This window comes from Vibrio sp. Hep-1b-8, from assembly GCF_006124995.1.
Lineage (GTDB): Bacteria > Pseudomonadota > Gammaproteobacteria > Enterobacterales > Vibrionaceae > Vibrio.
The window spans coordinates 23,574-46,358 of the sequence record NZ_QEWN01000001.1 but is presented as its reverse complement, the minus strand read 5'-3'; the positions used below and the strand labels follow the sequence as shown (position 1 = coordinate 46,358).

The following is a 22,785-nucleotide window of genomic DNA, read 5'->3' as shown; positions in this document are numbered from 1 at the left end:
CATTGGAGTAGAATTACGTGGCTAACACACTTTATGACCGCACTATCGCATTTGCTGGAATCTGCCAAGCTGTTGCTTTGGTACAACAAGTCGCTAAAAACGGTCACTGTGACTCTGACGCGTTTGAAACTTCATTAAAAGCGATCTTAAACACTAACCCTGCAAATACGGTCAGTGTTTATGGTCGTGAAGTCGATTTGAAGCTGGGGCTAGAATGTTTGGTCAAAGGAATCGATAGCACCCCTTCTGGCAGTGAGATTACCCGTTACATCATTAGTTTGATGGCATTAGAGCGCAAGCTTCAAAGCCGTAACGATGCGATGTCACAGCTCGGCGACCGTATCCAAATGCTCGAACGCCAACTCGATCACTTTGATTTACTCGACGAACAGATGCTGAGTAACCTTGCCAGCGTCTATCTTGATGTCATTAGCCCAGTGGGGCCTCGCATTCAAGTAACGGGGACACCTTCTGTGCTGCAACAGACTACAAATCAACATAAAGTTCGAGCTCTGCTGTTGTCTGGCATTCGCAGCGCGGTACTATGGCGACAAGTGGGCGGTAAGCGTCGTCACCTCATCTTTGGACGAAAAAAGATGGTAGAACAAGCACAGATCCTACTTGCGAGAATGTCATAATTAATTCCCAGCTCGTGCCTTAGCGCGAGCTGTTTCTTTATACCAAAATAACTCTCGCGCAAACGTTTGCGCAATATTCGTGACAAATCACTAAGATGCTGGTATAAAGCTCACAAAATTTCGAAACTCAATTCAGGAGAACATCATGGAACTGTCAGCATTGACTGCTGTTTCACCAGTAGACGGTCGTTACGGAAGTAAAACTATTGCACTTCGCAGCATCTTTAGTGAGTTTGGTCTACTAAAGTACCGCTCTATCGTTGAAATCCGCTGGTTACAAAAGCTAGCAGCTACAGATGCCATCGCAGAAGTCCCTGCATTCAGTGCAGAAGCCAATCAGTTCCTAGATAACCTAGCCGCAAATTTCTCTGAACAAGATGCCGCTCGTATCAAAGAGATCGAACGCACAACAAACCATGACGTTAAAGCGGTTGAATACTTTCTGAAAGAGAAAGTTGCTGGTGTTCCTGAGCTACACGCAGTAAATGAGTTCATTCACTTCGCATGTACATCAGAAGATATCAACAACACCTCTCACGCTCTAATGCTGAAAGAAGCTCGCGACGAAGTTATTCTTCCTGAAATCAAAAACATCATCGACGCGATTAAAGCTCTTGCTGTTGAATACCGTGATATTCCACTACTGTCACGTACACACGGCCAGCCAGCTTCTCCATCAACCATGGGTAAAGAGATGGCAAACGTTGCGTACCGTATGGAACGTCAATACAAGCAGATCGCTAACGTTGAAATCCTAGCAAAAATCAACGGTGCTGTCGGCAACTACAACGCTCACCTATCCGCTTACCCTGAGCTAGATTGGCACACGTTCTCCGAAGAGTTCATCACTGAGTCGCTGGGTGTGACTTGGAACCCTTACACAACTCAGATCGAGCCACACGACTACATCGCTGAACTGTTTGATGCGGTTGCGCGTTTTAACACCATCCTAATCGACTTCGATCGTGACGTATGGGGCTACATCGCACTCGGTCACTTCAAACAAAAAACCGTTGCTGGTGAGATTGGTTCGTCAACGATGCCACACAAAGTTAACCCAATTGACTTTGAAAACTCTGAAGGCAACCTAGGTCTAGCGAATGCTGTATTCGGTCACCTAGCGCAAAAACTGCCTATCTCTCGCTGGCAGCGTGACCTAACGGACTCAACAGTACTACGTAACCTAGGTGTTGGTGTTGGCTATGCAATCATCGCTTACACTTCTACTCTAAAAGGCATCAGCAAACTCGAAGTTAACCGTGAAGCACTACTAGCAGAACTGGACAAGAACTGGGAAGTTCTAGCTGAGCCTGTACAAACTGTGATGCGTCGCTACGGTATCGAAAAACCATACGAGAAGCTTAAAGAGTTAACTCGTGGTAAACGTGTAGACGGTGAAGCAATGCGTCGCTTTATCGACGGTCTTGAACTTCCTGAGCACGAAAAAGCACGTCTTAAAGAGATGACGCCAGCAAACTACATCGGTCAAGCGATTGAGCTAACTGACAAGCTGTAAGAATCGAGTAGCGAGTAGCGAGTAGCGAGTAGTGAGTAGTGAGTAGTGAGTAGTGAGTAGTGAGTAGTGAGTAGTGAGTAGTGAGTAGTGAGTAGTGTGAGGGTTGGCGTTAAGGCGTCAACCCTTTTTATTTTGGTGAGCTGGATTATTATCTCGCTTTAGGAGCGAGTCCTGTCGACACCTTCAAGACCAAAAGTTGGATCATTTTCCTACCAACACTCACTGCCAGTAGGGTGGAGCCCGAGCCAGTTATCCACAACTGTTTATTGCTTCTGGAAAAACAGGGTGATCGTGCCTACCTCAATGCCAAACTTTTTGATTTTGGTAAGGTTGAACACATGTCTGTCATCTTGTCTGTATAACCAATCATCGAAGGTAACCACCACCGTTGATTGTTCCATCTTCAATTCAAAATCATACTGCCATTGCAGAGCATTACCAACTTCTCGTCCTGTGGCAACACCAATAATGTCGTCGGCACGCCCTTGGTATTGACCACCACCAACCCGCTCGATTGACCAGATTCTCTGCGATGTCTCTCCGTCATCAAAAACGAAATCTTCAACTAAGGTCAGCACATTGCCCGCTACGCTCCCTTTGATGTTAACTTCGAAACGCCGCGTCTGTTTACTGGAGTAGTCCTGCACCATTCCCCAAGCTGTCGACTCTCCCTGAAAATACTCGAACAGGTCAAATTTAGGTTGAGTAGATTGGTAATCATCCAATTCCGCCGCACAGCCTAGTAAAAACAGGATTACCAGAGTGGCGATAGCCGCACGTAGCTGAGTTATCATTGTGCTCTCCCAATCAGGCGCTCTCTCAAGCTAGGATATTCAGTATCGGGCGAGAGCCAAATAGCCAAAAATGCATCATTAAGCTGTTCTTCTTCTATCACACCGATGAGCTTAATGCTCGCTTGCTGCTCAGAGAAATAAAACTGTCCCTGAACACCGTCTGTTACATATGTCAAACTGTGTCCCTTCTTGATATTCGGGAAGATACTCGCTAAATGCTCTGCCCATTGCTGGGTTTGTGTTGCTTGGTAGCCGAGCTTTTGCCATTGTTCTAGCGTCGCATCGATCAATTGCTGCTGTGAAATCTCTCTTTGGTAGGTGATAGATAGTGCCAAAGGATGCGGGGTAATATCAGGGTCAAGTGTATATCGCCCACTCGGTGTAAGAAGCTGAGAGTGGTAAATATCAAAGAAAAGCATGGTAAGTTGCGCTTGTCCTACCTTTGACCAATTGCGCCAGTCTTGTTCCACCCTGTCAGAGACAACAGAAGCCAACGCACTAGCTGTCACTACTAGATAAGTTACGAGTATCAGGATGATTTTCATATCCGTACACCTTAAAAATCAATAAGACCATGATGGTCCACTCAATTAACAAGATGCCAGCTGTTAACACTATCGGCAATCCGAAAGTCACCGCGTTAAGCTTCTCACCGGCACTGTAACTGAGTGCTCCACCAATTCCACCTATGACTGATACGATAGATAATGGGTATTGGCTCACTACCGGATATAAAAAATAGCAGTACCAGGCAAAAATAACCCATAGAGAGACTAACCATAACGGAAGGTACCCTTGCTCAAAATGCAAGAGTCCTAACGCCATATTAACCGAGTCTACGCTGATGCCCACTGCCACGATCACCGCGATCTTTTTCCAAGCAAATTCGCTACGCATAGCGGTGATTAAGAGAGTAAAGGTGACTAACAACAACGTCAGCCAATGCCATGATGTTTGCCCAATAACAGCCACGAACCAGATAATCTGGAACCAAGTTGAGATGAGTATGAGACGCTTCATCAGCTCACTCTCTTTGTTAAGGACGTTGGAACGTCATGTGCACTGTACTGATCGATTTTGCTCGGAATCCGCCTTCACAATAGCAGAAGTAATAGTTCCACATGCGAATGAAACGTTCATCAAATCCGAGTTTATAGACCTGTTCTTGCGCAACATTGAAACGCTCATACCAGTGACTAAGCGTGCGTGCGTAGTCCTGTCCTATGTCAAACAGATCTCTTAGTACCAAGTCACTATGCTTAGTGGTGGCTTGAGTTAAAGCGGTGATTGAAGGAAGAAAACCACCCGGAAAGATATACTTCTGGATAAAGTCAACGTTGTTGCTGTAATAGTCATAACGTTGATCTGCAATGGTAATTGCTTGTATCGCCATCAGACCACCAGGTTTGAGTAACGATTGGCACTTCTGAATGTACGACGTCAAAAACTGTTTACCAACCGCTTCAATCATTTCGATCGAGACCAGCTTGTCAAATTCACCTTCAAGCAAACGATAGTCTTTCTTAAGTAACGTGATTCTATCGGTCAAGCCTTTCGCCTCTATGGCCTGTTTCGCATATTGGTATTGCTGCTCTGAAATCGTTGTTGTCGTAACATGGCAGCCATATGTTTCCGCCATATAGATCGCCATTGCCCCCCAACCTGTGCCGATTTCGATCACGCTATCGTTCGCTGTCAGCTTAAGTTGCTGACACAAACGTTCCATCTTGTTGATTTGCGCTTGCTCTAATGAGTCACTGCAATCGTTAAACACAGCAGACGAGTAGAGCATTCTTGGGTCGAGAAATGTTTGGTAAAGGTCATTACTCAGGTCATAGTGCGCTTCGATGTTTTTGGCTGAATTGGCCACCGTATTTCTGTTTAACCAATGGCTGACTTGATAAGTAAGCTTGGACAACAAACTAGAACGGCTCTCTATCGAGTCTAACGCTGACAAGTTGAGTGCCATCAACTCCATCAGTTGAGTAAGGTTAGGGCTATCCCACCAACCATCCATGTATGCCTCACCCGCTGCAATACTGCCCCCCTTGAGCAAACGGGCATAAAAGGCCGGATTCTTTACTTCTATGATAGCGCTGGGTTGACCTTCTTTAGGCTTGCCAAACTGCTCTCTTACGCGCAGTGCTGGTTCATCACTAAATGATTCAATCACAGTTAAAGAACCAACTTGTAGCTTGCAGAGACAAGAAAATGCGATATTTCGGGCTGTTTTTTGTACTGAACTTAACTGAACAGGCAAAGCCAGTGTCTGTGAGTTAATCATGTCATCGATTCCTTGTTATTTTTTTAGTTCCGCGCTGCTGTTATCCGTTGAACTGTCAAGCCCTTGTTGATATTTCGGATGAGAGTAAAACGGTGCACCTTTAATCCAGAGCTTTAAAGCGTGCCAATAAATCCCTGTCATCACTTTTACTGCCATTATGGGTGTAACGATCAGGTGCTTGAGTAATACTTTTGAATTAAAAGGATGTTTGTTCATTTTAAGCGTAGCATCAAACTCCTTACTCTCTCGGTGACAAGCCAAGTGAACAGATAACTTGTCGCCCAGAGGTTTGATGTTCCAGTGGTATTGCTGTTCTAGCGGATTGAATGGCGAGACATGAAATACTTTGCTGTGAGTCCAAGTATTCCGGTCATCAGCATCGAGCAGATAGTAGTGGCGCTCATTCCAAGGAGTATTACTGACTTCCGCAAGCAAGTATCTCCAATGACCTTGTTGGTCGTAAATGTAGTAAAAGTTCACCGGACTGAAGTAAATGCCAAAGTATCGAAGATGGATGACCGCTTTCACGGTTCCTTGAATCGGTTCTCCACCCAGCTGTTGAACCTTACTCAATACCGCTTGTTTTAAGTCCCCACTACCGAGATAGTCTTGGCGCTTAAACCTCGCCCAATGCCACCATCTCTGACCAAACCCCCACACTCTCTGTTGCAGAGCGTCGAGATCATCCAGATCAAGACAAGGCATAAATAGATGATAGTTCAGCGCATGTTCAATGGGCGTAAAACGACGATGTCGGACGTTTCCAACCAGCAAATGGTTACGCTGTTCCAAGGACATCTTAAGCCGCTCCCTGAGATTGAAGGGTTTCACTGGCTAAACGTATTCCTCTCACTACATCCAATCCACTGCGAACGCCATCTTCATGGAACCCGTTGTACCAATACGCGCCACAAAACCATGTCCGAGACAAGCCATTAATTTCATTGCGTCTTGCCTGAGCGGCCATCGAGTCGCGGCTAAACACCGGATGGTGGTAGACAAAACTTTTCAGTATTTTGTCTTTGTCTATCTGATCGCTACTGTTTAAAGAAACACAAAACGTTTTTGGCGCTTGGATGTGCTGTAGGATGTTCATATTGTAGGTCAACGTAGGTGGTCGAGATTGCTCTTGCTCACCACCATCCAACCAATAGTTCCATGATGCCCATGCCGCTTTTCGTTTTGGCAGCAAAGATTCATCCGTGTGAAGAACGACTTCATTTGGCTGATAGGCTAAATCGGATAAGATTTCGCTCTCTACTGAGCTGATATCAGCCAACAAATGCTTAGCTTGATCGCTGTGACAAGCAAAAATCACTTGGTCAAAACGTTCGGTTTGACCATTAACTCTGACCGTAACCCCAGCTTGATCACGACTCACTGACTCGACCGAACTATTGAGTCGAATCTTGTCCGCAAACCCTTTAGTTAATGGCTTGATGTACTCTCTAGATCCACCTTTAATCACATACCATTGAGGTCTGTTTGTCACATCAAGCAGTCCATGATTTAAGAAAAAACGCGCGAAAAACTGGAGCGGAAACGCTCTCATATCTGCGAGAGTTGAAGACCAAATGGCCGCCCCCATTGGTAGAATATAGTTGTCGCAGAAGTAATCGCTAAAACGGTGAGAGGTCAAGAAGTCGCCTAAGGTGTTCTCGCCCGTTGTTTGATCAACACACTCTTTGACTAGGCGGTTAAATCTCAATATTTCAAATATAAATGAGTAAAACTTAGGATTTAGCCAGTTTCTCTTCTGTGCAAATAAGGTGGTTAATGTGTGGCCATTATACTCAAGCCCATTACTGTCATTTCGGACGCTGAAGCTCATTTGGCTTGGTCTTCCTTCCACGCCAATCTCATTCATCAAGGCGATAAAATTCGGGTAGGTTCGATCGTTATAAACGATAAAGCCCGTATCAACGGAATAGCGACTACCCTCAAGTTCGACGTCAACCGTCGCGGTATGCCCTCCAATATAATCATTCGCTTCAAACAAGGTTACATCGTGGTCACGACTAAGATAATAACCACACGTTAATCCAGAAATTCCACTGCCTATAATTGCGATTTTCATATCTTTACCTCTATCCCTGGGCGAGCAACTTTGCAGTCAGAGCATTTTGCCAACGGTATGGCAATGCACCAATCAATCGCAAAATTGATGTAAATTTAGTTGGAAAATAAATATGGCCTTTGCCCTTCGCTAAACCATGACGAATCTGTTGGGATGCTTGCTGCGCAGACACCAACATTGGCATATCAAAGGTGTTCTTATCTGTGAGTGGTGTTTTCACAAAGCCAGGGTAGACTATCGAAACATCAATTCCCTGTGGTTTTAAGTCCAACTGTAAAGTTCTAGCGAGGTAGCTGACCGCAGCTTTTGACGCACCATAGGCTTCCGCTCTAGGTAACGCGACTTCACTGGCGATAGAGCCAATAATCGCCACCCTATGCCCCGCGCTGAAATGCGGCTGACACGCGTGGATAGCATTCGACAAACCAATCACATTGATATCGAAAACTCTCTTAATGAGTTCAGCGTCCAGTTGCCCATCTTCGATGTACTCACAATCACCCGCATTGAATATCCATAACTGGGGCGTAATCGGCAAATGAGACAAAGTCGTTTTGGTCTGCTCAAGGTTTGTTTGATCAAAGGTTAGTGAAGAGATCGACGTTGACGTCTCAACCATTTCATTGAGAACGGCAGTGTTACGTCCACAAGCAATAACATGCCAGCCATTTTCAGCGTAATCTTTGGCTAACTGATAGCCAATACCCGATGTCGCACCCGTAATCAGAACGCAGTTCATTTGCCTAACCTCTGCTTGATGCTTTTTATAATTGAGCCAAGTAACGGTAGGTTCTCATACAGCATTTCACCCAAATCAAAATAGTCTCTGTGGTAGATGACTCGCCCTTCAGAAAACTTAATATGACTAACGCCATTGACATAAATCACCGTACCTTTTGATAATTTTGGATGCTCTAATGCCATTCGCCAAGTGAGAAACCCACTATCATCCGTTTGCTGATGCTCCTGAATCTCAAAATCACAACGTGTCACGTTTTTGTAGAGTGTCTCAAAATAGCGCTCAAGCGCGTCCCAACCTTCCAAGCGGTGGGCAGCATCTTCAAACACCACTTCTTGATGATAAACATCCGACAGAAGGTGAAGATTTTCCTTGTTCAGTTGTTGATATACCTTGCTTACAGATTGGACATCCATATGTCACTCCCTAAAAGCTATACATAAATCTTATTTGTATAACATGCAAATCATAGATGAAAAATTAAAGTTGTACAAAAATGATTTTGTATAACTTATGGCTTTTGTACGTTGGATTTTTCAAACGGATCAAAAAAGGCTTGGTTATAAACCAAGCCTTTTCAAATAATTATAGCGACAGATTAAGAATTGCGCAGTGCAGCAATACGTTTGTCTAGTGGAGGGTGGCTCATTAGTAGTTCTGTCATTGAACGCTTACCATTGATGCCAAACGCCATCATAGAACCTTCTAGCTGTGATTCATGACTTACTTTAAGACGTTCTAGCGCTGCGATCATCTTGTGCTTACCAACCAACTGTGCGGCACCTGAATCTGCGTGGAATTCACGATGACGGCTGTACCACATGGTAATAAAGCTCGCTAGGAAACCGAAGATGAGTTCTAGTACCATACTGACACCAAAGTAAACCATCATATTACTACCACCTTCTTCTTCATTGTCGTTCGACGCAACAAGGTTAGCGATAAAACGAGACAAGAAGATAACGAAGGTATTTACAACACCTTGCATCAGAGTCATGGTAACCATATCACCATTGGCAATGTGGCTAACTTCGTGCGCAAGCACCGCTTCTGCTTCATCACGAGTCATGTTGTGCAATAGGCCTGTCGAAACCGCGACCAAAGAGTCATCTCGTTTCGCACCTGTTGCAAAAGCATTGATATCCGCTGAATCATAGATGGCTACCGTTGGCATGCCAATACCCACTTGCTCAGATTGACGACGCACCGTTTCTAGCAGCCAATGTTCTGTTTCGTTACGCGGACTCTCAATAACCATGCCTCCCACTGAACGCAATGCCATACTCTTTGACATTAGCAATGAGATAAACGAACCACCAAAACCAAATACCGCGGCCATCACCAGTAACCCAGAAAGGCTGCCTGGTTGCATGCCTGTCACTGCATACACAATGTTGAGGACAACACTTAATACCAGTACAACAGCTAAGTTGGTTACAAGGAATAACATTACTCGCTTCATTACTTTTCTCCAAAAACGGAAGCTTTTTCTCTATGCTGATGCATTCAAATCACGACCAGCTTGTTCTTTACCTAATAGATATAGTCTATCCCTTTTAATATCAAGGTTAAGCAGCAAATTGAAACATTTGATTTCTGGACGCAGCAAATTTCTCAATTTCATTACAATCAATGGATTAGCGCCATAATGTATCGTCAGCTTTCTCAACACCACGAGGCGTTAGACTTTGGTCGTATTGAGAGTCCAATCAAACATGCTAGATTTACTACTGATCCACTCCATGGGACATAGGGATAAGGGACAAAATCATGGTTGAAACTAACGACTATCAAATGGCTATTGATCTGTTGTGCTGCCACTTAGGGATCTCGGAAGATGAGGCAAAGCAGCAGTTAGGTATCTCTGCAGACAATCAAACACAAAAACGTATTGCAGAGACTCAAAGTGCGCTGATGGGGCTTAATCAAGAGCGATAATGCTGTTGACCAAATGCAAAAAGGGCTGCCAATGGCAGCCCTTTTAATATCTCTAACACTCGCCCTTTAGCAAAGGCGTCACATCAATATACTTTGCAAGCCCTTGGCGCTTCACGCTTGGAACGTAAGGTATTTCACCAATTTTCGGCGCATCAATTTTTTGCTCTAGCATCTCAATGATATCAGCATAGTGCTCTGTGCCTGGGTTGATCCGGTTTGCGACCCAGCCGATGACTTGTAAACCGTCCGCTTTGATTGCATCGAGCGTCAACATTGCATGGCTAAGACAACCAAGTTTAATACCGACCACAAGGACAACAGGTAGTTTTTCCTGCTGCACCCACGTTGACAAACAATCAGAGTCCGATACAGGTACTCGCCAACCGCCAGCGCCCTCAACTAACACGATATCCGCATTTTTCTTGTGCTGTGACAGCTTATCACTCAGTACGGAGTAATCGATGACGACTCCTTCTCGCTTAGCTGCAATATGTGGTGACGCTGGCAACGCTAGTGCGTATGGGTTGACGTCATCATACGCCACTTCCAACGTAGCGGCTTTTTGCAGATAGAGCGCGTCCGAATTTCGCAATCCAAACTCCGTTTTTTCGCAACCCGCGGCGACAGGCTTATAGCCTATGGTTTTTAAATCCTTTTCCGCTAGCGCGTTTAAAATCGCTTTAGACGCAACTGTTTTTCCAACATCGGTATCCGTACCCGCAATAAAAAATGCATCAATCATAGATGAATAACCCCTAAACAGACCTGATATGTTGCAGGTAGAAGACCCTGATGATTTCGGTTTGTTTGATACTCTTGTTCGACACGTTGTAACGCTTTGCGACCAGTCAAGCCATTTGCCCTGCCACCCACATGCGTTGCACCAATGCCCTTAAGATCACGCATTAAAGAAAATGCCGTCTTGTACCAAACCGTAATGGTCGGTAAGTCTAGTTGATGCGTATGGCATTCAGATTGCGCTAACGCAATTTTTACCTGATTGACTGAGATAAATTGATTCACGTGTTGATATGAATCAATTTTGCTCCACGCTTGTTTTAGCTCGTTTAGAGAACCGTCGAGTAAAGTCGAAAAATAAATTGAACCTAGCGGTTTTATCACTCGACGCAGCTCACGAAGTGGCACGGATAAGTCATCACACCACTGTAGCGCTAAGCTGGAAAATGCAAAATCAATGCTATGATTTTCAAATGGCAACGCTTCGGCATCTCCTTGCAAGTACGTAGCCATCTCACCACAGCGCTGTTTAGCGGCGTCGAGCATCTGTTGCGACAGGTCAAAACAGATCACCGTCGCACCACGTTTTATCAGTTCTAATGAGAAATAGCCTGTCCCACATCCCAAATCCAATACCGTTTTACCCGTAAGATCTTGAGGCATTTGGGCCAACAAACGTAAGCCCACATCACGCTGAAACTCTGCATGTTGATCGTACGTTTTGGCTGCTCTGCCGAATGCATCAGCAATCGCTGCTTTGTCGTTGACACGGTCAGGAGTAATCAATACCGCTTGTTCCATTAATCCACTTCCTTCAAAGCTGTTTTTAGCTGATTTGCCAATGCTCGTATGTGTGCTTTTTCATGGCTAGCCGTGAGAGTCACGCGCAGTCGTGCACTACCAACAGCAACTGTAGGGGGACGGATCGCCGTCGCCCAGATACCGTTAGCTTTGAGCTGTGATGCGATATTGATTGCCTTTTCACTACTACCAAGAATAAATGGCTTAATCGGCGTTTGAGTTGCACAGTAACCTTGTTCATTCCCTAACAGAGAATGGTAATACTCAGAGAGTTCGCACAATTTTTCTCTTCGCCATGACTGCTCCTGAATCATAGTGATCGCTTGAGTTAAGGCCACAGCCTGTGCAGGGGGCATCGCGGTCGAATAGACATGATGTCGGGCAAACTGAGTTAAATAGTCCCCCACCTCACGGCTACACATAATTGCAGCTCCAGATAGACCAAATGCTTTACCAAAGGTCACGACCAACAAATCAGGCTGAATCCCCGCATGATGGCAACTGCCACGACCATCTTTACCAAGCACACCAATGCCATGAGCATCATCAACCGCAAGCCAGGCTTTTTTACGTGTCACTGAATAGATATCTGCCAATGGTGACAAATCACCATCCATGCTAAAAACCCCTTCTGTGACGACCAAAGTATTGCCATCAATGGAAGAGCAAAGGTGGTCAACATCGTTGTGTCTGAAACGCTTCATCTTCGCAGTCGACAACATACCAGCTTCGATCAGTGAGGCGTGATTGAGCTTATCTTGTAATAGCAGGTCATCTTTCTCTAATAGTGCAAATAGCATGGCTTGATTGGCAGAAAATCCCGAGCTAAACAATATCGCCCTTTCAAACCCCAGCCATTGGCATAAGCTCTGTTCTATATCGCGATGAGCAGAGCTATGACCCGTCACCAATGGCGATGCCCCACTACCGTTGCCATAACGCTCTAGGCCTAGCTGCCACGCTTTGGTTAACTCTTTATCCGCGGCTAACCCAAGATAATCGTTGCTGGAAAAATTAAGGTAACTGTTACCTTCGTGAACTAAGTGGGTACGATTACCTTGTTCTATATTGAGTAAAGTACGGCTTAAACCCTGAGTTTTACGTTGCTCAAGGGCTTTAGCAATTCGTGTATTAAACGCCTGCATCGTAGAATAAGTCGTCTTTCGTTGGGCGTGCAGCCACTCGTTCTACAACTCGATCAAGAAGATCATTCTCTTCGATTTCATCGGGCTTCTGAGACACTTGCTGGCTATTAATGCCAAGCTTATCGAACAGAAGCATATCTTTGTCTTCAGAAGGGTTTGGTGTTGTCAGCAGTTTACAACCATAGAAAACGGAGTTGGCCCCCGCCATAAAGCACAGCGCTTGCATCTGCTCATTCATGTTCTCACGACCAGCAGACAGGCGTACCGCAGACTTAGGCATCATGATTCGAGCAATCGCTATCAGACGGATAAAATCGAATGGTTCAACATCTTCCACCTTCTCTAGTGGGGTACCTTTCACTTTGACCAACATATTGATTGGCACACTCTCTGGGTGAGTAGGTAGGTTTGCCAGCTCAACAAGCAGGCCCGCACGATCATTGGCATTCTCACCCATACCAATAATACCGCCAGAACATATCTTCATGCCTGCATCACGAACGTGAGAAAGTGTATCCAGACGGTCCTGATAAGTACGAGTAGTAATAATGTTGCCGTAGAATTCAGGCGAAGTGTCTAAGTTGTGGTTGTAGTAGTCTAACCCTGCGTCGGCTAAAGCTTTCGCTTGATCCGAAGTAAGCATACCCAGCGTCATGCAGGTTTCTAACCCCATCCCTTTGACGCCCTTAATCATATCGGTCAGATGCGGCATATCGCGTTCTTTTGGGTTTTTCCATGCCGCTCCCATACAGAAGCGGGTCGAACCTGCATTCTTAGCCTTCTGCGCTGCATCTAAAACACGCTCGACTTCCATCAGACGCTCTTTCTCTACGTCCGTTGTATATCTTGCGCTCTGGGGGCAGTATTTACAGTCTTCAGGACAAGCGCCTGTTTTTATCGAGAGCAAGGTGCTGACTTGGACATGATTGTGCTGCTGATATTGACGATGCACCAGTTGCGCTTCAAATAGAAGATCCATGAATGGCTTATCCATAAGTTCTCTAACTTGAGCAACTGTCCAGTTGTGACGTACTTCCACGGGGCTTCCTTTAGTTATTGTCAGTTTGAATACTTGGCTAGTCTACTGACACAAGGTAGACTGTCAACACCCAGCAATTTCAAAAGTTTACACTTGGTTATTTTTTAATCATTTAGATTTCAGGAACTGAACATGGATCTCGCTTTCGACCGCCGTCATATCTGGCATCCCTATACTTCAACGCTGACACCTCTGACCTGCTACCCAGTTGTTTCCGCCAAAGGAGTCATGCTGCAATTAGAGTCTGGTGAGCAGCTAATTGATGGTATGTCATCATGGTGGTCTGCGATTCATGGATACAATCACCCTCACCTAAATGCCGCAGCGCATGGCCAGATCGATAAAATGTCACACGTTATGTTTGGCGGGATCACTCATGATCCAGCGATTAACCTGTGTAAAAAGCTACTCTCATTTGCGCCAAATAATCTTCAGCATGTCTTTTTGGCCGATTCTGGTTCTGTCGCGGTGGAAGTCAGCTTGAAAATGGCGTTGCAATACTGGCATGCAAAAGGTCAAGTGAGACCGAAGTTCCTAACACTCAGAGATGGCTATCATGGTGATACGTTTGCTGCAATGTCGGTGACAGACCCTAACAATTCAATGCATTCTTTGTATAAAGGATTTCTGCCTGAACACATCTTCGCCTCTTCGCCAAAAACCGGCTTCTGGGAGGAGTGGGATGAAGCTGATTTAGCCGACTTTAAGCACAAGCTCGCTCAAAATCATTCTCAGATAGCGGCCGTTATCCTAGAACCTATCGTTCAGGGTGCTGGCGGAATGCGAATCTATCATCCTCAATTTCTTAAAGGTGTTAGAGCATTATGTGATGAGTTTGGCGTGCTATTGATTCTTGATGAGATAGCGACTGGCTTTGGTCGTACCGGTAAGATGTTTGCCTGTGAGCATGCCGAGATTGCACCCGATATACTCTGCGTGGGCAAGGCATTGACCAGTGGATATATGACATTATCTGCAACGCTAGCCTCAAGTGATGTTGCGGATACGGTATGTGGCGGAGATGCAGGCTGCTTTATGCATGGCCCTACTTTTATGGCCAACCCGTTGGCCTGTGCAGTCGCGACTGCCAGCATGAAATTGCTAGAGCAAAATGAATGGCAGCAGCAGACAAAGCAAATCGAACAACTCTTCTCTGAACTTCTGCCTAAGTTGAAACACCATAAATTAGTTACTGATGTACGCTGGCTTGGTGCCATTGGCGTGGTTGAAACCACGACGCCAGTCAATATGGAAGCGATTCAAGCACTGTTTGTCGAGAAAGGGGTTTGGATCCGCCCATTTGGCAAACTGATTTATATGATGCCGCCGTTCATTAGTGAACCTGAGCATATAGAGAGATTAGTGCATGCAGTTGAGTGTGCTTTGAACCATAAAGATTGCTTTAGTGGTTAACACTTAAGTTTCGAGCTGCGAGTAGCTCGCGACTCGAAACTTCAAGCTTTGTTTTACTCTTGGTCAATCATCCAACGGCGGAATTCTGTTCGTTGCGATGTGTTTGCTTTGCTGTACCACAACTTCAACTGCTTAACGACTTCTTCACTTCTGGCTTTTTCTGCTTTTTTTAGTTGGCCAGCAGGAGTGTCTAGATCTGCAGTTAAAACAATACCATTCACCTCATTGTACTCATTAATAATATCTTCCAATTGCAGGTATGGCATAAAGCCCTCTTTACCAGGAAGGAACCTAGAGTCATAAACTAAAGGGCTGCCGCCCTGTAGAATGCTCCAGTTAGTGGCATGTCGAAATTTCTTTTCAGCATCAGTAAAGTTCAAAACTTTTGGGTGTTCTACTAAAACGTCACGATCAGCATTAAAAGAAATAATGTAAGGTTTCGAAATAAACTGCTCTCTCGTACTACCGTTAGTTAATCGTTTTGACATACGGACGACTATCTGGTTGAAGCCTTTGTTTATTTCATAAGAGTCACTAACTTTAACCTTTAGCCCGTTCACAGCCAGTACTTCAACACCAGACCTTACCTCTAATACATTAGCAAATGTAGAAAAAGAGACTAGTGCTGCGATAATAGTCAGTAGAAATTTCATTAGCACACCTTCAAATATTGACCATTTAAATGGAATAGAGATAAAAAAAGAGTCGCCTGAAGGCGACTCTTAATAAAACTATCTAATAGTTAGATTAGAAGTTTACATTCATACCAAGTGCTAGCATGTCTTCGTCTGAAGCAGAACCTTCTTTATCGTAGCTAGCGCCTTCGATGAATAGAGTTGTTTTCGAACCGAATGCGTATGCCACACCTGCGTAGAAACCATCAGAGTCAGTCTTAGCACCACCAACTGGCTTGTTTTCAACTGCACCGTAACCTGCGTATAGACGGTACGCATCAATGTTGTATTCACCACCTAAGCGATATGCGTCAGCTTCGCTCTTATCGAAGAGCTCTTCTGATGCGTAATCCACACCTACTTTCGCATCGCCAAATGTGTAGCTAGCACCTAGGTTAAAACCTGCAGCGTGGTCTTCAACACCAGACTTTTTGTAGTCGAAGTAACCAGCAGATAGACCTAGACCGAAATCAGCGTCGTAAGAACCTGCAAAAGTAGCACCAGTAACACCAGCTTCATCAAACTGGTAAGAAGCAGATGCAACTAAACCGTTTAGGTTAGCAGTAGTTACTTTAATAATACCGTTTTCACGACCACGGTCTTCTAGATCTTGAGAGAAACCGTAGTATTCATCGAAGCCGCCGCGGAATGATAGGTCATCAAAAGAAGTAGTTTGGCGACCGAATGTTACTGTAACAGTATCAGTAAAATCTAGACCAGCGTACACATCACGGTTTTTAAGGCCGTGATCCTTGTCTTCTGTTAGTTGGAATTCAAATTTACCAACAGCTGCAACACCGTCAGTCACTTGGTGACGAACGTTGAAACCTAGACGAGAGTCGTAAGCGTGTACGTCTGTGTCAGTACCTGTTGCTTCTGTTTTTTTAGTTTCAACAATTGCAAAAGCACGACCTGTTAGTTCTAGAGAAGAACCATCTACGTTGTAAATCTCAGCCGCTTGAGCAGACGTTGCTGCCATAAGTACTGAAAGAGCTACTAGAGTCTTTTTCATAATAATCCACTGCCTTTTCTATAGAATGGGAAATCCTTGTCCGGTTCCCTTTATGTTTTTTGATGATGATTCCTTCCTCTAATGGGTCGGATATCAACGTCACTAAATTTCGAGGTCTAGATTGCAAAAGATTATTCGGCGTGTCAAATATTCTAAAAACAGAAAATAAAAAAACATTTATTCATTTTAAATCAATTAGTTACATAAAATTATGAGCAATTTTCGAGCGACTTCATAACTTTTAGCCTCGCAGTATCGAAAACTTAACAAACCATCAATACAGCATATAAACCCTAAAATCACATACCGAAACATAAAAATCAGAATATTATTCCAGTCAAATCCCAAGTTTGGCGTGATATATTTTTTACATTTAGAATTAATTGTAAGTATCTGAAGGTTCAGTTTTTTTTTGTGAAGAAGATCCACATTTCGTTATTAAGGATTCTATTTCGTGAACTAAGTAGCGTTTAGCAAACTGTGCTATGATGCGCTACCCGCAATACAGGTCACAATATGAATACCAGTAAAATCCAACAATCCATTCGAACGAGTTATCAAAACCTCCAATCTCAGCTTGAAAACTTTGTGCCTCGTCGAGCTCAGAATTACCTCGTTGCGGAGATAGCGAAAACATTATGTGGTGAGTATCACAAATCTACCCGTATGCTCGTTGCAGAAGCTGGGACTGGAATTGGTAAGTCCCTCTCCTATTTAATGGCGACCATCCCTGTCGCGATTCATAACAATAGAAAAGTGGTCATATCTACTGCGACAGTGGCTTTACAAGAACAGCTGGTCAATAAGGATTTACCTTTATATCGCCGCCTGACTGATCGTGAGTTCTCTTTTATTTTAGCGAAAGGACGTCAGCGCTATTGTTGTGCCGAGAAACTTGCAACCGCCAGTGGCGTTGATGGTGGTCAGTTAGCCATGTTCGAGACAAAACCTAAGAAGAAAGATATCGAACAACTCGAAACAATGTACCGTTCGCTAGCGCAAAATAAGTGGGACGGCGATAGAGACTCCTGGCCTAAGCCAATCGCCGATGATATTTGGCAATTAATCGTTAGCGATAAACATAGCTGCAACAATAGTATGCCAGCGCATCGCAACTGTCCGTTTCAAAAAGCGCGCTCTGAAATGGATAAAGCAGATGTCATCATCGCCAACCATAGCTTAGTCATGGCTGATGCGGGCCTTGGTGGTGGTGTCATTCTGCCTGAACCAGAAAATACAATTTATGTTTTTGATGAAGCGCATCACCTACCACACGTAGCCAGGGACCACTCTTCTGCCGCAGCAAGCCTGAAGGGCGCGGCTAGCTGGCTAGAACGCCTTAATCAAGCGGTGACGAAATTTGCCAATATGGCAGACGAAAAACGTGTCGCTCGATTTCGAAACGAACTACAAGACTCAGTTCAGCAACTGATCCCATCTTTAACTCAGCTAGCAACTCGCTTTGATCCCACCCATTTCGAAGAAAACATTTATCGTTTTGAGAATGGCGAGTTGCCTCAGTGGCTCACAGAGGAATCTATAGAACTCAAAAAACTCAGCCACAAAGGTTCGCTAGCAGTCGCAAAAATTGCAGACCTGATTGCCGAACGAGTTAAAGAAGGTGAACTTTCAAATCGATTGGCAGAGCCCGCTCTTGCTGAACTGGGGTTTTATATTCAACGAATGGATAATCTCGCTCAGGTATGGAACTTAATGGCGGAGCCTCAACGAGAAAAAGGAGCCCCACTTGCTCGTTGGCTTGAAGTCAGTACAGAGCGCGAAGGCGACTTTATCGTCAACGTTTCACCTTTGGAAGTAGGCTGGCAACTTGACCAGCAACTTTGGAGTCGTTGCATTGGCGCGGTACTCACTTCTGCCACTATGCGTGCTTTAAACTCGTTTAGCTTTTTCTGTCGCCAAGCAGGCATCAGTGAGAAGGGCGAAGATGGTGTGCGATTTTTGGCTTTAGCATCGCCTTTTGACTATCAGAATCAAGCGGAGCTCTATGTCCCTAAAATGGCGTATGAACCGCAAGCGCCACAATTCACTGAACACTTGATTGAAAAGCTGCCTGATTTAATTGAAGACAAAAAAGCCAATTTAGTCCTGTTTTCTTCATACTGGCAGATGAATCAAGTCGCGCAAGCCCTCTCAACCGATTTCGTAAAAAGAGGCTGGGCACTGCAAGTTCAGGGTAAGGAGTCGCGCTCAGAAATACTCAAAAAACATAAAACCTTAGTTCAATGCCAAAAGACCAGCGTTTTATTTGGCACTGGCAGTTTCTCGGAAGGATTAGATTTACCTGGTGAATTGCTAGAAAACTTGATCATCACCAAAATCCCTTTCGCTGTACCGACTTCACCAGTAGAGCAGGCGCATGCGGAATACATAGAAAGTCGAGGGGGAAATCCTTTCATGCAGATCACGGTTCCTGAAGCGAGTAAAAAATTAATTCAGTCTGTCGGACGCTTGCTGCGTAAAGAGAGGGATTCTGGTAAAGTCATCATTCTCGATCGTCGCGTGATCACCAAACGCTATGGCAGCGCCCTACTCGATTCACTGCCACCATTCAAGCGGATCATCGAATAAGTATCCGTATTTATATAAGAAGAACTATTTTATGGAATTGTTTGAGCCAACCGTACTGTTGGTGTTGGCACTGGTTGCTTTCCTTGCTGGGTTTATTGATGCTGTTGCTGGTGGGGGTGGTATGCTGACCGTCCCTGCACTACTGTCATTAGGTTTACCACCCCATATTGCATTAGGAACGAATAAATTAGCCGCCACCTTTGCATCATCAACCGCGGCTTTTACCTACTACCGTAAGAAGCTATTTAAACCAAGTTGCTGGAAACGTGCTTTCTTCTCGACTTTGATCGGAGCAATTATCGGCACCTTGGTGGTAGACCTCATTAGTACACAGTGGCTGGAAAAAATTCTGCCATTGGTGATCCTCGCCGCGGCTATTTATACCATTTGGCATAAAACCCCTAGCACGGTAAAGAACGATACGCCTCAGCCTTGTCCAGTACTTAACAAAAAACAGTACGCGCAAGGTTTGACTTTAGGTTTCTACGACGGTGTTGCAGGCCCTGGTACTGGCGCGTTTTGGACAGTAAGTTCGATGGCCCTGTATCGTCTCAATATTCTTCTTGCTTCGGGGCTGGCCAAGGCAATGAATTTCACAAGTAATTTTACTTCATTAGTTACTTTCGCAATTCTGGGGCATATCGATTGGGTACTCGGATTGACTATGGGTCTCTGTCTCATGGCAGGGGCTTTCGTCGGCGCACATTCAGCAATACGATTCGGAGCCAAGTTTATCCGACCAGTTTTTGTTACAGTCGTAAGTATCTTAGCCGTCAAACTGGCCTACGAAGCTTGGTTTGTTAATCTATAGTTGAGAACGCCATGAGCAAATTCAATCAGCTTCAATCAACCTTGGAACAGCTTGCTGTCGATGCTGCTGCACTCGACCGCAAAAGGGGCGAGCACCACCAGCCACTATTTGACGAGCGACTGTTCCAGAGTCGTTCCAAATTGCTCGTTCCATGTGTTAAAGAGACTCAAGGGACTCTTGAAAGCATCATCAGAGAACAGACCGCCGGCAAACTAACGGCACTGCGAGCGGAATATCTAACGGAGCGTTTGCTCTCACAAGTAAGCGCGCTACAACGAGAACTCGCAACCACAAAGATTCGTAAACAAGAGCCTAAGCATAAAAGCCACTTTCAAAAACCGATCAACGAGTTATATCAAAATCTTGCTCAGCATCAGGAGTGGGAGCGTCGCTTACTTGAAATGGTTCGCGACAAGGAGCTGGCTCTACAGTATGCTCCTCCGTTTCAACAGCAAGCGGCACAGCAAGCTTTGATTACTACCGAGCAGAGACTTAAACGCTGCCAAGAAGCCAAACTGAAAGTTGAAAAGCAAATAACCTATCGTGAAAGGAACCAATAATGTCGTCGACCAATGAAGGACTTGAAAACGCTCCGGATGAAATCAAACTGGCGGTTGATCTTATTTACCTCTTAGAAAGCAACGAAGTAGAGCCATATATCGCTTTAAAAGCACTGCAAATTGTTCAATCGGATATTGAGAAGAGATTACGACAAACTCACGCAAATTAAGGACGATTAGACCAATACCGATTGGATAAGCTGATCATGGCTCAGCGCTACACTTTAAACTGATTGACCAACTGCTGTTGTTTATCAGACAAGTCGCCAATTTGCCTACTTACCATCTCCGACTCTTCGGCTTGAGTTAAGATTTGAGCACTTAAATCACGAATATTACTCACGCTTTGATTGACCTCTGCGGAGACAGATTGCTGCTCTTCAGCCGTTTGCTGCTAACTCTTCCACAACAGGTACAGCAGCCGTCATACGATCAACTAATCTAACCATTTCCGTTTGAGACAGCTCGATAACACGTTGCCCAGTCGCAGCGGCTTCATTGGCCTGCTCTGCTGCCCTCACTGCGATTTCAGCGTTTTGAACCACTAGGCTAGCAGTTTGCGTCATCTCTTCAGAAGCAGTCGCCACGAGATCGACTTCTTTAAACTGTGAATCACTGCTGGTGCGAGTTTGCTGTGCAGCTACACGAGACTGATGTGTGGTGGTACCGATCTGAAGCGTCGTGTCCACCACATCACTGATGATTGACTGTAATTTATCAAGGAATTGGTTAAAGCCAATCGCTAATCGGCCAATCTCATCTTGAGATTTAACTTCCAATCGTTGTGTCAAGTCGCCTTCACCAGACGCAATATCATTCAAGCGCACCACCACTTCTCGAATAGGCTTCACTAGACGTGACGCCGCGACCGCGATAGTAGCAAGACCGAGTAGCATCAAAGCTGCACCAGCGATCACTTCAGTTTTTACACTTGAAGCCACTTGTTCGCTAATAATGGTATCCAGTGCTTCCGCATCAGCCAAGACACTCTCACGCGGCATGTCAAACAACACACCCCATGTCTGGTTAGCCACCATGATTGGCGCAAAAACATTCAGCCAGTTACCATCACTACTCCACTGAGTTTTCACCTCTTGACCAAACAACAAATCGGTCAATTGATCGCTTGGGACAATATCACTGTTATAAGGCTGACCAATGGTTTGAGTCACATCATCGCTTGCAATTAAAGAACCGTCGAGGCTGACTAAATTAATCGAACCCGTGCCAGAGAAAAGCAGTTGGTCAGATTCCGCAACGATATTTGTGAGGCTATCAAGACGCAAATCGATACCGAAAAACCCAATGGGGGTATCGTCGAGCATGAGGGGGACCGATATTGAACTGGTTAAGAAAGTAGTTCCATCTTGGTTAATTAACCTCGGCGTGGTCACACACGCGGTGCTGGACGCCATAGGGCAATAAAAGCGTTCACTGTTGATCGCGTCAGCCAATACCGCTTCTGACAGTACATTAGCCACAACGTTTTCGCCATTTTGCGATGTTAGCCAGTAAGGAGCAAAGCGACCAATTTCATTGGAGCCGACATACTCAGCATTCTCGTAATTGCTGTCTTCGTTATCGAGCATATTTGGTCGAAATACTAAGTAAGCACCCTGAATGGTCTCAAAACTCAATACAGAGCGGCGCACCATCTCATCTAAAGCGGTTCGCAGCTCTTCACTGTCACCGAAATTCTCTTCACTTAACGTCTTTTGAAACATAGCACTGGATGCCAGCATTTCTGCACGGTAGAGCGCTTCGTTCAAAAACTGAGTAACTTCTGTGGCATTGAGCAAGGCGCGTGTCTCAACAATCTGTTCAGACTTATTAATCACAGATTGAGAACTTTGCTGCTTAATTTGCTGCTGATTTGATACAGCGTTATAGACAGAAAAGCCGATCAATGAGAGAGATGTGATAAGAAGGCAGAAACCCGCTAAGAGCGTGATTTTCCACTGCACTGATAACGTTCGCATAATACATCCTTTTAGCAAACTCGGTGTTTTGAAGAGGG

23 protein-coding genes and 1 pseudogene are annotated in these 22,785 nt (G+C 44.9%); 8 read left to right on the top strand and 16 right to left on the bottom strand.

Going from position 1 to position 22,785, the window contains the following annotated elements; genetic code table 11:
• Positions 1–17 precede the first annotated feature (17 nt).
• Together hflD and purB are read left to right on the top strand one after the other, a co-directional pair.
• Positions 18–638: a high frequency lysogenization protein HflD gene (hflD, locus tag DA100_RS00225; RefSeq protein ID WP_138970302.1), complete on the top strand. Its 621-nt coding sequence runs from the start codon at positions 18–20 to the stop codon at positions 636–638.
• A 145-nt stretch (positions 639–783) separates the two neighbouring features.
• On the top strand, positions 784–2,154 hold the full coding sequence (purB, locus tag DA100_RS00220) for an adenylosuccinate lyase (protein ID WP_138970301.1): 1,371 nt from the start codon (positions 784–786) through the stop codon (positions 2,152–2,154).
• A 263-nt stretch (positions 2,155–2,417) separates the two neighbouring features.
• On the opposite strand, the gene DA100_RS00215 is transcribed toward purB, so the two are convergent.
• The 9 genes from DA100_RS00215 to htpX all read right to left on the bottom strand — a co-directional run bounded on the left by DA100_RS00215 (position 2,418) and on the right by htpX (position 9,510).
• Positions 2,418–2,948, bottom strand: a complete 531-nt coding sequence (locus tag DA100_RS00215; protein WP_138970300.1) for a DUF3833 domain-containing protein — start codon at positions 2,946–2,948, stop codon at positions 2,418–2,420.
• Entirely contained in the window at positions 2,945–3,493 is a 549-nt protein-coding gene (locus tag DA100_RS00210) for a chalcone isomerase family protein (protein ID WP_138970299.1), read from the bottom strand. The genes DA100_RS00215 and DA100_RS00210 overlap by 4 nt, the downstream gene beginning before the upstream one ends.
• Entirely contained in the window at positions 3,447–3,968 is a 522-nt protein-coding gene (locus DA100_RS00205) for a DUF2878 domain-containing protein (protein WP_138970298.1), read from the bottom strand. The genes DA100_RS00210 and DA100_RS00205 overlap by 47 nt, the downstream gene beginning before the upstream one ends.
• Positions 3,969–3,984: 16 nt before the next feature.
• Entirely contained in the window at positions 3,985–5,232 is a 1,248-nt protein-coding gene (locus tag DA100_RS00200) for a cyclopropane-fatty-acyl-phospholipid synthase family protein (RefSeq protein WP_138970297.1), read from the bottom strand.
• A 15-nt stretch (positions 5,233–5,247) separates the two neighbouring features.
• Positions 5,248–6,030 carry a DUF1365 family protein gene (locus DA100_RS00195; protein ID WP_138970296.1) on the bottom strand — a complete coding sequence of 261 codons (783 nt, stop codon included), beginning with the start codon at positions 6,028–6,030 and terminating at the stop codon, positions 5,248–5,250.
• Position 6,031: 1 nt separating this feature from the next.
• Positions 6,032–7,309: an NAD(P)/FAD-dependent oxidoreductase gene (locus tag DA100_RS00190; protein ID WP_138970295.1), complete on the bottom strand. Its 1,278-nt coding sequence runs from the start codon at positions 7,307–7,309 to the stop codon at positions 6,032–6,034.
• A gap of 10 nt (positions 7,310–7,319) precedes the next feature.
• Complete coding sequence (locus DA100_RS00185) at positions 7,320–8,048, bottom strand: SDR family oxidoreductase (protein WP_138970294.1); 729 nt, start codon at positions 8,046–8,048, stop codon at positions 7,320–7,322.
• Positions 8,045–8,464, bottom strand: a complete 420-nt coding sequence (locus tag DA100_RS00180; RefSeq protein ID WP_138970293.1) for a nuclear transport factor 2 family protein — start codon at positions 8,462–8,464, stop codon at positions 8,045–8,047. The genes DA100_RS00185 and DA100_RS00180 overlap by 4 nt, the downstream gene beginning before the upstream one ends.
• A 182-nt stretch (positions 8,465–8,646) precedes the next feature.
• A complete protein-coding gene (gene htpX, locus DA100_RS00175; protein ID WP_138970292.1) occupies positions 8,647–9,510 on the bottom strand; it encodes a protease HtpX in 864 nt (287 codons plus the stop codon).
• A gap of 308 nt (positions 9,511–9,818) precedes the next feature.
• Here htpX and DA100_RS00170 point away from each other — a divergent pair, with 308 nt between their 5' ends.
• Positions 9,819–9,986, top strand: coding sequence for a hypothetical protein (locus DA100_RS00170; RefSeq protein ID WP_138970291.1), 168 nt, complete (start codon positions 9,819–9,821; stop codon positions 9,984–9,986).
• A gap of 52 nt (positions 9,987–10,038) precedes the next feature.
• Here DA100_RS00170 and bioD read toward each other — a convergent pair whose 3' ends face one another.
• Genes bioD through bioB form a run of 4 tightly spaced genes read right to left on the bottom strand, consistent with a single transcriptional unit; the run spans position 10,039 to position 13,709 of the window.
• On the bottom strand, positions 10,039–10,728 hold the full coding sequence (gene bioD / locus DA100_RS00165; protein WP_138970290.1) for a dethiobiotin synthase: 690 nt from the start codon (positions 10,726–10,728) through the stop codon (positions 10,039–10,041).
• Positions 10,725–11,525 (bottom strand): malonyl-ACP O-methyltransferase BioC, encoded by an 801-nt coding sequence (gene bioC, locus DA100_RS00160; protein WP_138970289.1) that lies wholly within the window; start codon positions 11,523–11,525, stop codon positions 10,725–10,727. The genes bioD and bioC overlap by 4 nt, the downstream gene beginning before the upstream one ends.
• The gene (bioF, locus tag DA100_RS00155; RefSeq protein WP_138970288.1) at positions 11,525–12,670 is read right to left on the bottom strand and encodes an 8-amino-7-oxononanoate synthase; all 1,146 of its coding nucleotides are present in this window, start codon (positions 12,668–12,670) and stop codon (positions 11,525–11,527) included. Before bioF ends, bioC begins: the two co-directional genes overlap by 1 nt.
• A complete protein-coding gene (gene bioB, locus DA100_RS00150; protein ID WP_138970287.1) occupies positions 12,657–13,709 on the bottom strand; it encodes a biotin synthase BioB in 1,053 nt (350 codons plus the stop codon). The genes bioF and bioB overlap by 14 nt, the downstream gene beginning before the upstream one ends.
• A gap of 132 nt (positions 13,710–13,841) precedes the next feature.
• Between bioB and bioA the strand changes: the two genes are divergently transcribed.
• Entirely contained in the window at positions 13,842–15,122 is a 1,281-nt protein-coding gene (gene bioA, locus DA100_RS00145; RefSeq protein ID WP_138970286.1) for an adenosylmethionine--8-amino-7-oxononanoate transaminase, read from the top strand.
• Between the two features lie 53 nt (positions 15,123–15,175).
• Here bioA and DA100_RS00140 read toward each other — a convergent pair whose 3' ends face one another.
• The gene (locus DA100_RS00140) at positions 15,176–15,775 is read right to left on the bottom strand and encodes a DUF2057 family protein (RefSeq protein WP_138970285.1); all 600 of its coding nucleotides are present in this window, start codon (positions 15,773–15,775) and stop codon (positions 15,176–15,178) included.
• A gap of 94 nt (positions 15,776–15,869) precedes the next feature.
• Positions 15,870–16,808 carry a porin gene (locus DA100_RS00135; RefSeq protein WP_138970284.1) on the bottom strand — a complete coding sequence of 313 codons (939 nt, stop codon included), beginning with the start codon at positions 16,806–16,808 and terminating at the stop codon, positions 15,870–15,872.
• 516 nt (positions 16,809–17,324) lie between these two features.
• On the opposite strand from DA100_RS00135, the gene dinG reads away from it, so the two are divergent.
• The 4 genes from dinG to rsmS are packed head-to-tail and all read left to right on the top strand — an operon-like array spanning position 17,325 to position 20,938.
• Positions 17,325–19,397, top strand: a complete 2,073-nt coding sequence (gene dinG, locus DA100_RS00130; protein WP_138970283.1) for an ATP-dependent DNA helicase DinG — start codon at positions 17,325–17,327, stop codon at positions 19,395–19,397.
• A gap of 31 nt (positions 19,398–19,428) precedes the next feature.
• A complete protein-coding gene (locus DA100_RS00125; protein WP_138970282.1) occupies positions 19,429–20,208 on the top strand; it encodes a TSUP family transporter in 780 nt (259 codons plus the stop codon).
• Between the two features lie 11 nt (positions 20,209–20,219).
• Positions 20,220–20,768 carry a primosomal replication protein gene (locus tag DA100_RS00120; protein WP_138970281.1) on the top strand — a complete coding sequence of 183 codons (549 nt, stop codon included), beginning with the start codon at positions 20,220–20,222 and terminating at the stop codon, positions 20,766–20,768.
• Positions 20,768–20,938: a pleiotropic regulatory protein RsmS gene (rsmS, locus tag DA100_RS00115; protein WP_138970280.1), complete on the top strand. Its 171-nt coding sequence runs from the start codon at positions 20,768–20,770 to the stop codon at positions 20,936–20,938. The genes DA100_RS00120 and rsmS overlap by 1 nt, the downstream gene beginning before the upstream one ends.
• A 47-nt stretch (positions 20,939–20,985) precedes the next feature.
• Here rsmS and DA100_RS00110 read toward each other — a convergent pair.
• A pseudogene (locus DA100_RS00110) lies at positions 20,986–22,747 on the bottom strand (methyl-accepting chemotaxis protein).
• Positions 22,748–22,785: the final 38 nt, after the last annotated feature.

Coding starts and splice junctions, on each gene's coding strand:
- DA100_RS00185 (WP_138970294.1), bottom strand. CDS start 8,048: ATGAACTGCGTTCTGATTACGGGTGCGACATCGGGTATTGGCTATCAG.
- DA100_RS00210 (WP_138970299.1), bottom strand. CDS start 3,493: ATGAAAATCATCCTGATACTCGTAACTTATCTAGTAGTGACAGCTAGT.
- dinG (WP_138970283.1), top strand. CDS start 17,325: ATGAATACCAGTAAAATCCAACAATCCATTCGAACGAGTTATCAAAAC.
- rsmS (WP_138970280.1), top strand. CDS start 20,768: ATGTCGTCGACCAATGAAGGACTTGAAAACGCTCCGGATGAAATCAAA.
- DA100_RS00170 (WP_138970291.1), top strand. CDS start 9,819: ATGGTTGAAACTAACGACTATCAAATGGCTATTGATCTGTTGTGCTGC.
- DA100_RS00125 (WP_138970282.1), top strand. CDS start 19,429: ATGGAATTGTTTGAGCCAACCGTACTGTTGGTGTTGGCACTGGTTGCT.
- DA100_RS00140 (WP_138970285.1), bottom strand. CDS start 15,775: ATGAAATTTCTACTGACTATTATCGCAGCACTAGTCTCTTTTTCTACA.
- DA100_RS00120 (WP_138970281.1), top strand. CDS start 20,220: ATGAGCAAATTCAATCAGCTTCAATCAACCTTGGAACAGCTTGCTGTC.
- DA100_RS00135 (WP_138970284.1), bottom strand. CDS start 16,808: ATGAAAAAGACTCTAGTAGCTCTTTCAGTACTTATGGCAGCAACGTCT.
- DA100_RS00195 (WP_138970296.1), bottom strand. CDS start 6,030: ATGTCCTTGGAACAGCGTAACCATTTGCTGGTTGGAAACGTCCGACAT.
- bioA (WP_138970286.1), top strand. CDS start 13,842: ATGGATCTCGCTTTCGACCGCCGTCATATCTGGCATCCCTATACTTCA.
- DA100_RS00190 (WP_138970295.1), bottom strand. CDS start 7,309: ATGAAAATCGCAATTATAGGCAGTGGAATTTCTGGATTAACGTGTGGT.
- DA100_RS00205 (WP_138970298.1), bottom strand. CDS start 3,968: ATGAAGCGTCTCATACTCATCTCAACTTGGTTCCAGATTATCTGGTTC.
- bioD (WP_138970290.1), bottom strand. CDS start 10,728: ATGATTGATGCATTTTTTATTGCGGGTACGGATACCGATGTTGGAAAA.
- purB (WP_138970301.1), top strand. CDS start 784: ATGGAACTGTCAGCATTGACTGCTGTTTCACCAGTAGACGGTCGTTAC.
- DA100_RS00215 (WP_138970300.1), bottom strand. CDS start 2,948: ATGATAACTCAGCTACGTGCGGCTATCGCCACTCTGGTAATCCTGTTT.
- DA100_RS00180 (WP_138970293.1), bottom strand. CDS start 8,464: ATGGATGTCCAATCTGTAAGCAAGGTATATCAACAACTGAACAAGGAA.
- htpX (WP_138970292.1), bottom strand. CDS start 9,510: ATGAAGCGAGTAATGTTATTCCTTGTAACCAACTTAGCTGTTGTACTG.
- DA100_RS00200 (WP_138970297.1), bottom strand. CDS start 5,232: ATGATTAACTCACAGACACTGGCTTTGCCTGTTCAGTTAAGTTCAGTA.
- bioF (WP_138970288.1), bottom strand. CDS start 12,670: ATGCAGGCGTTTAATACACGAATTGCTAAAGCCCTTGAGCAACGTAAA.
- bioC (WP_138970289.1), bottom strand. CDS start 11,525: ATGGAACAAGCGGTATTGATTACTCCTGACCGTGTCAACGACAAAGCA.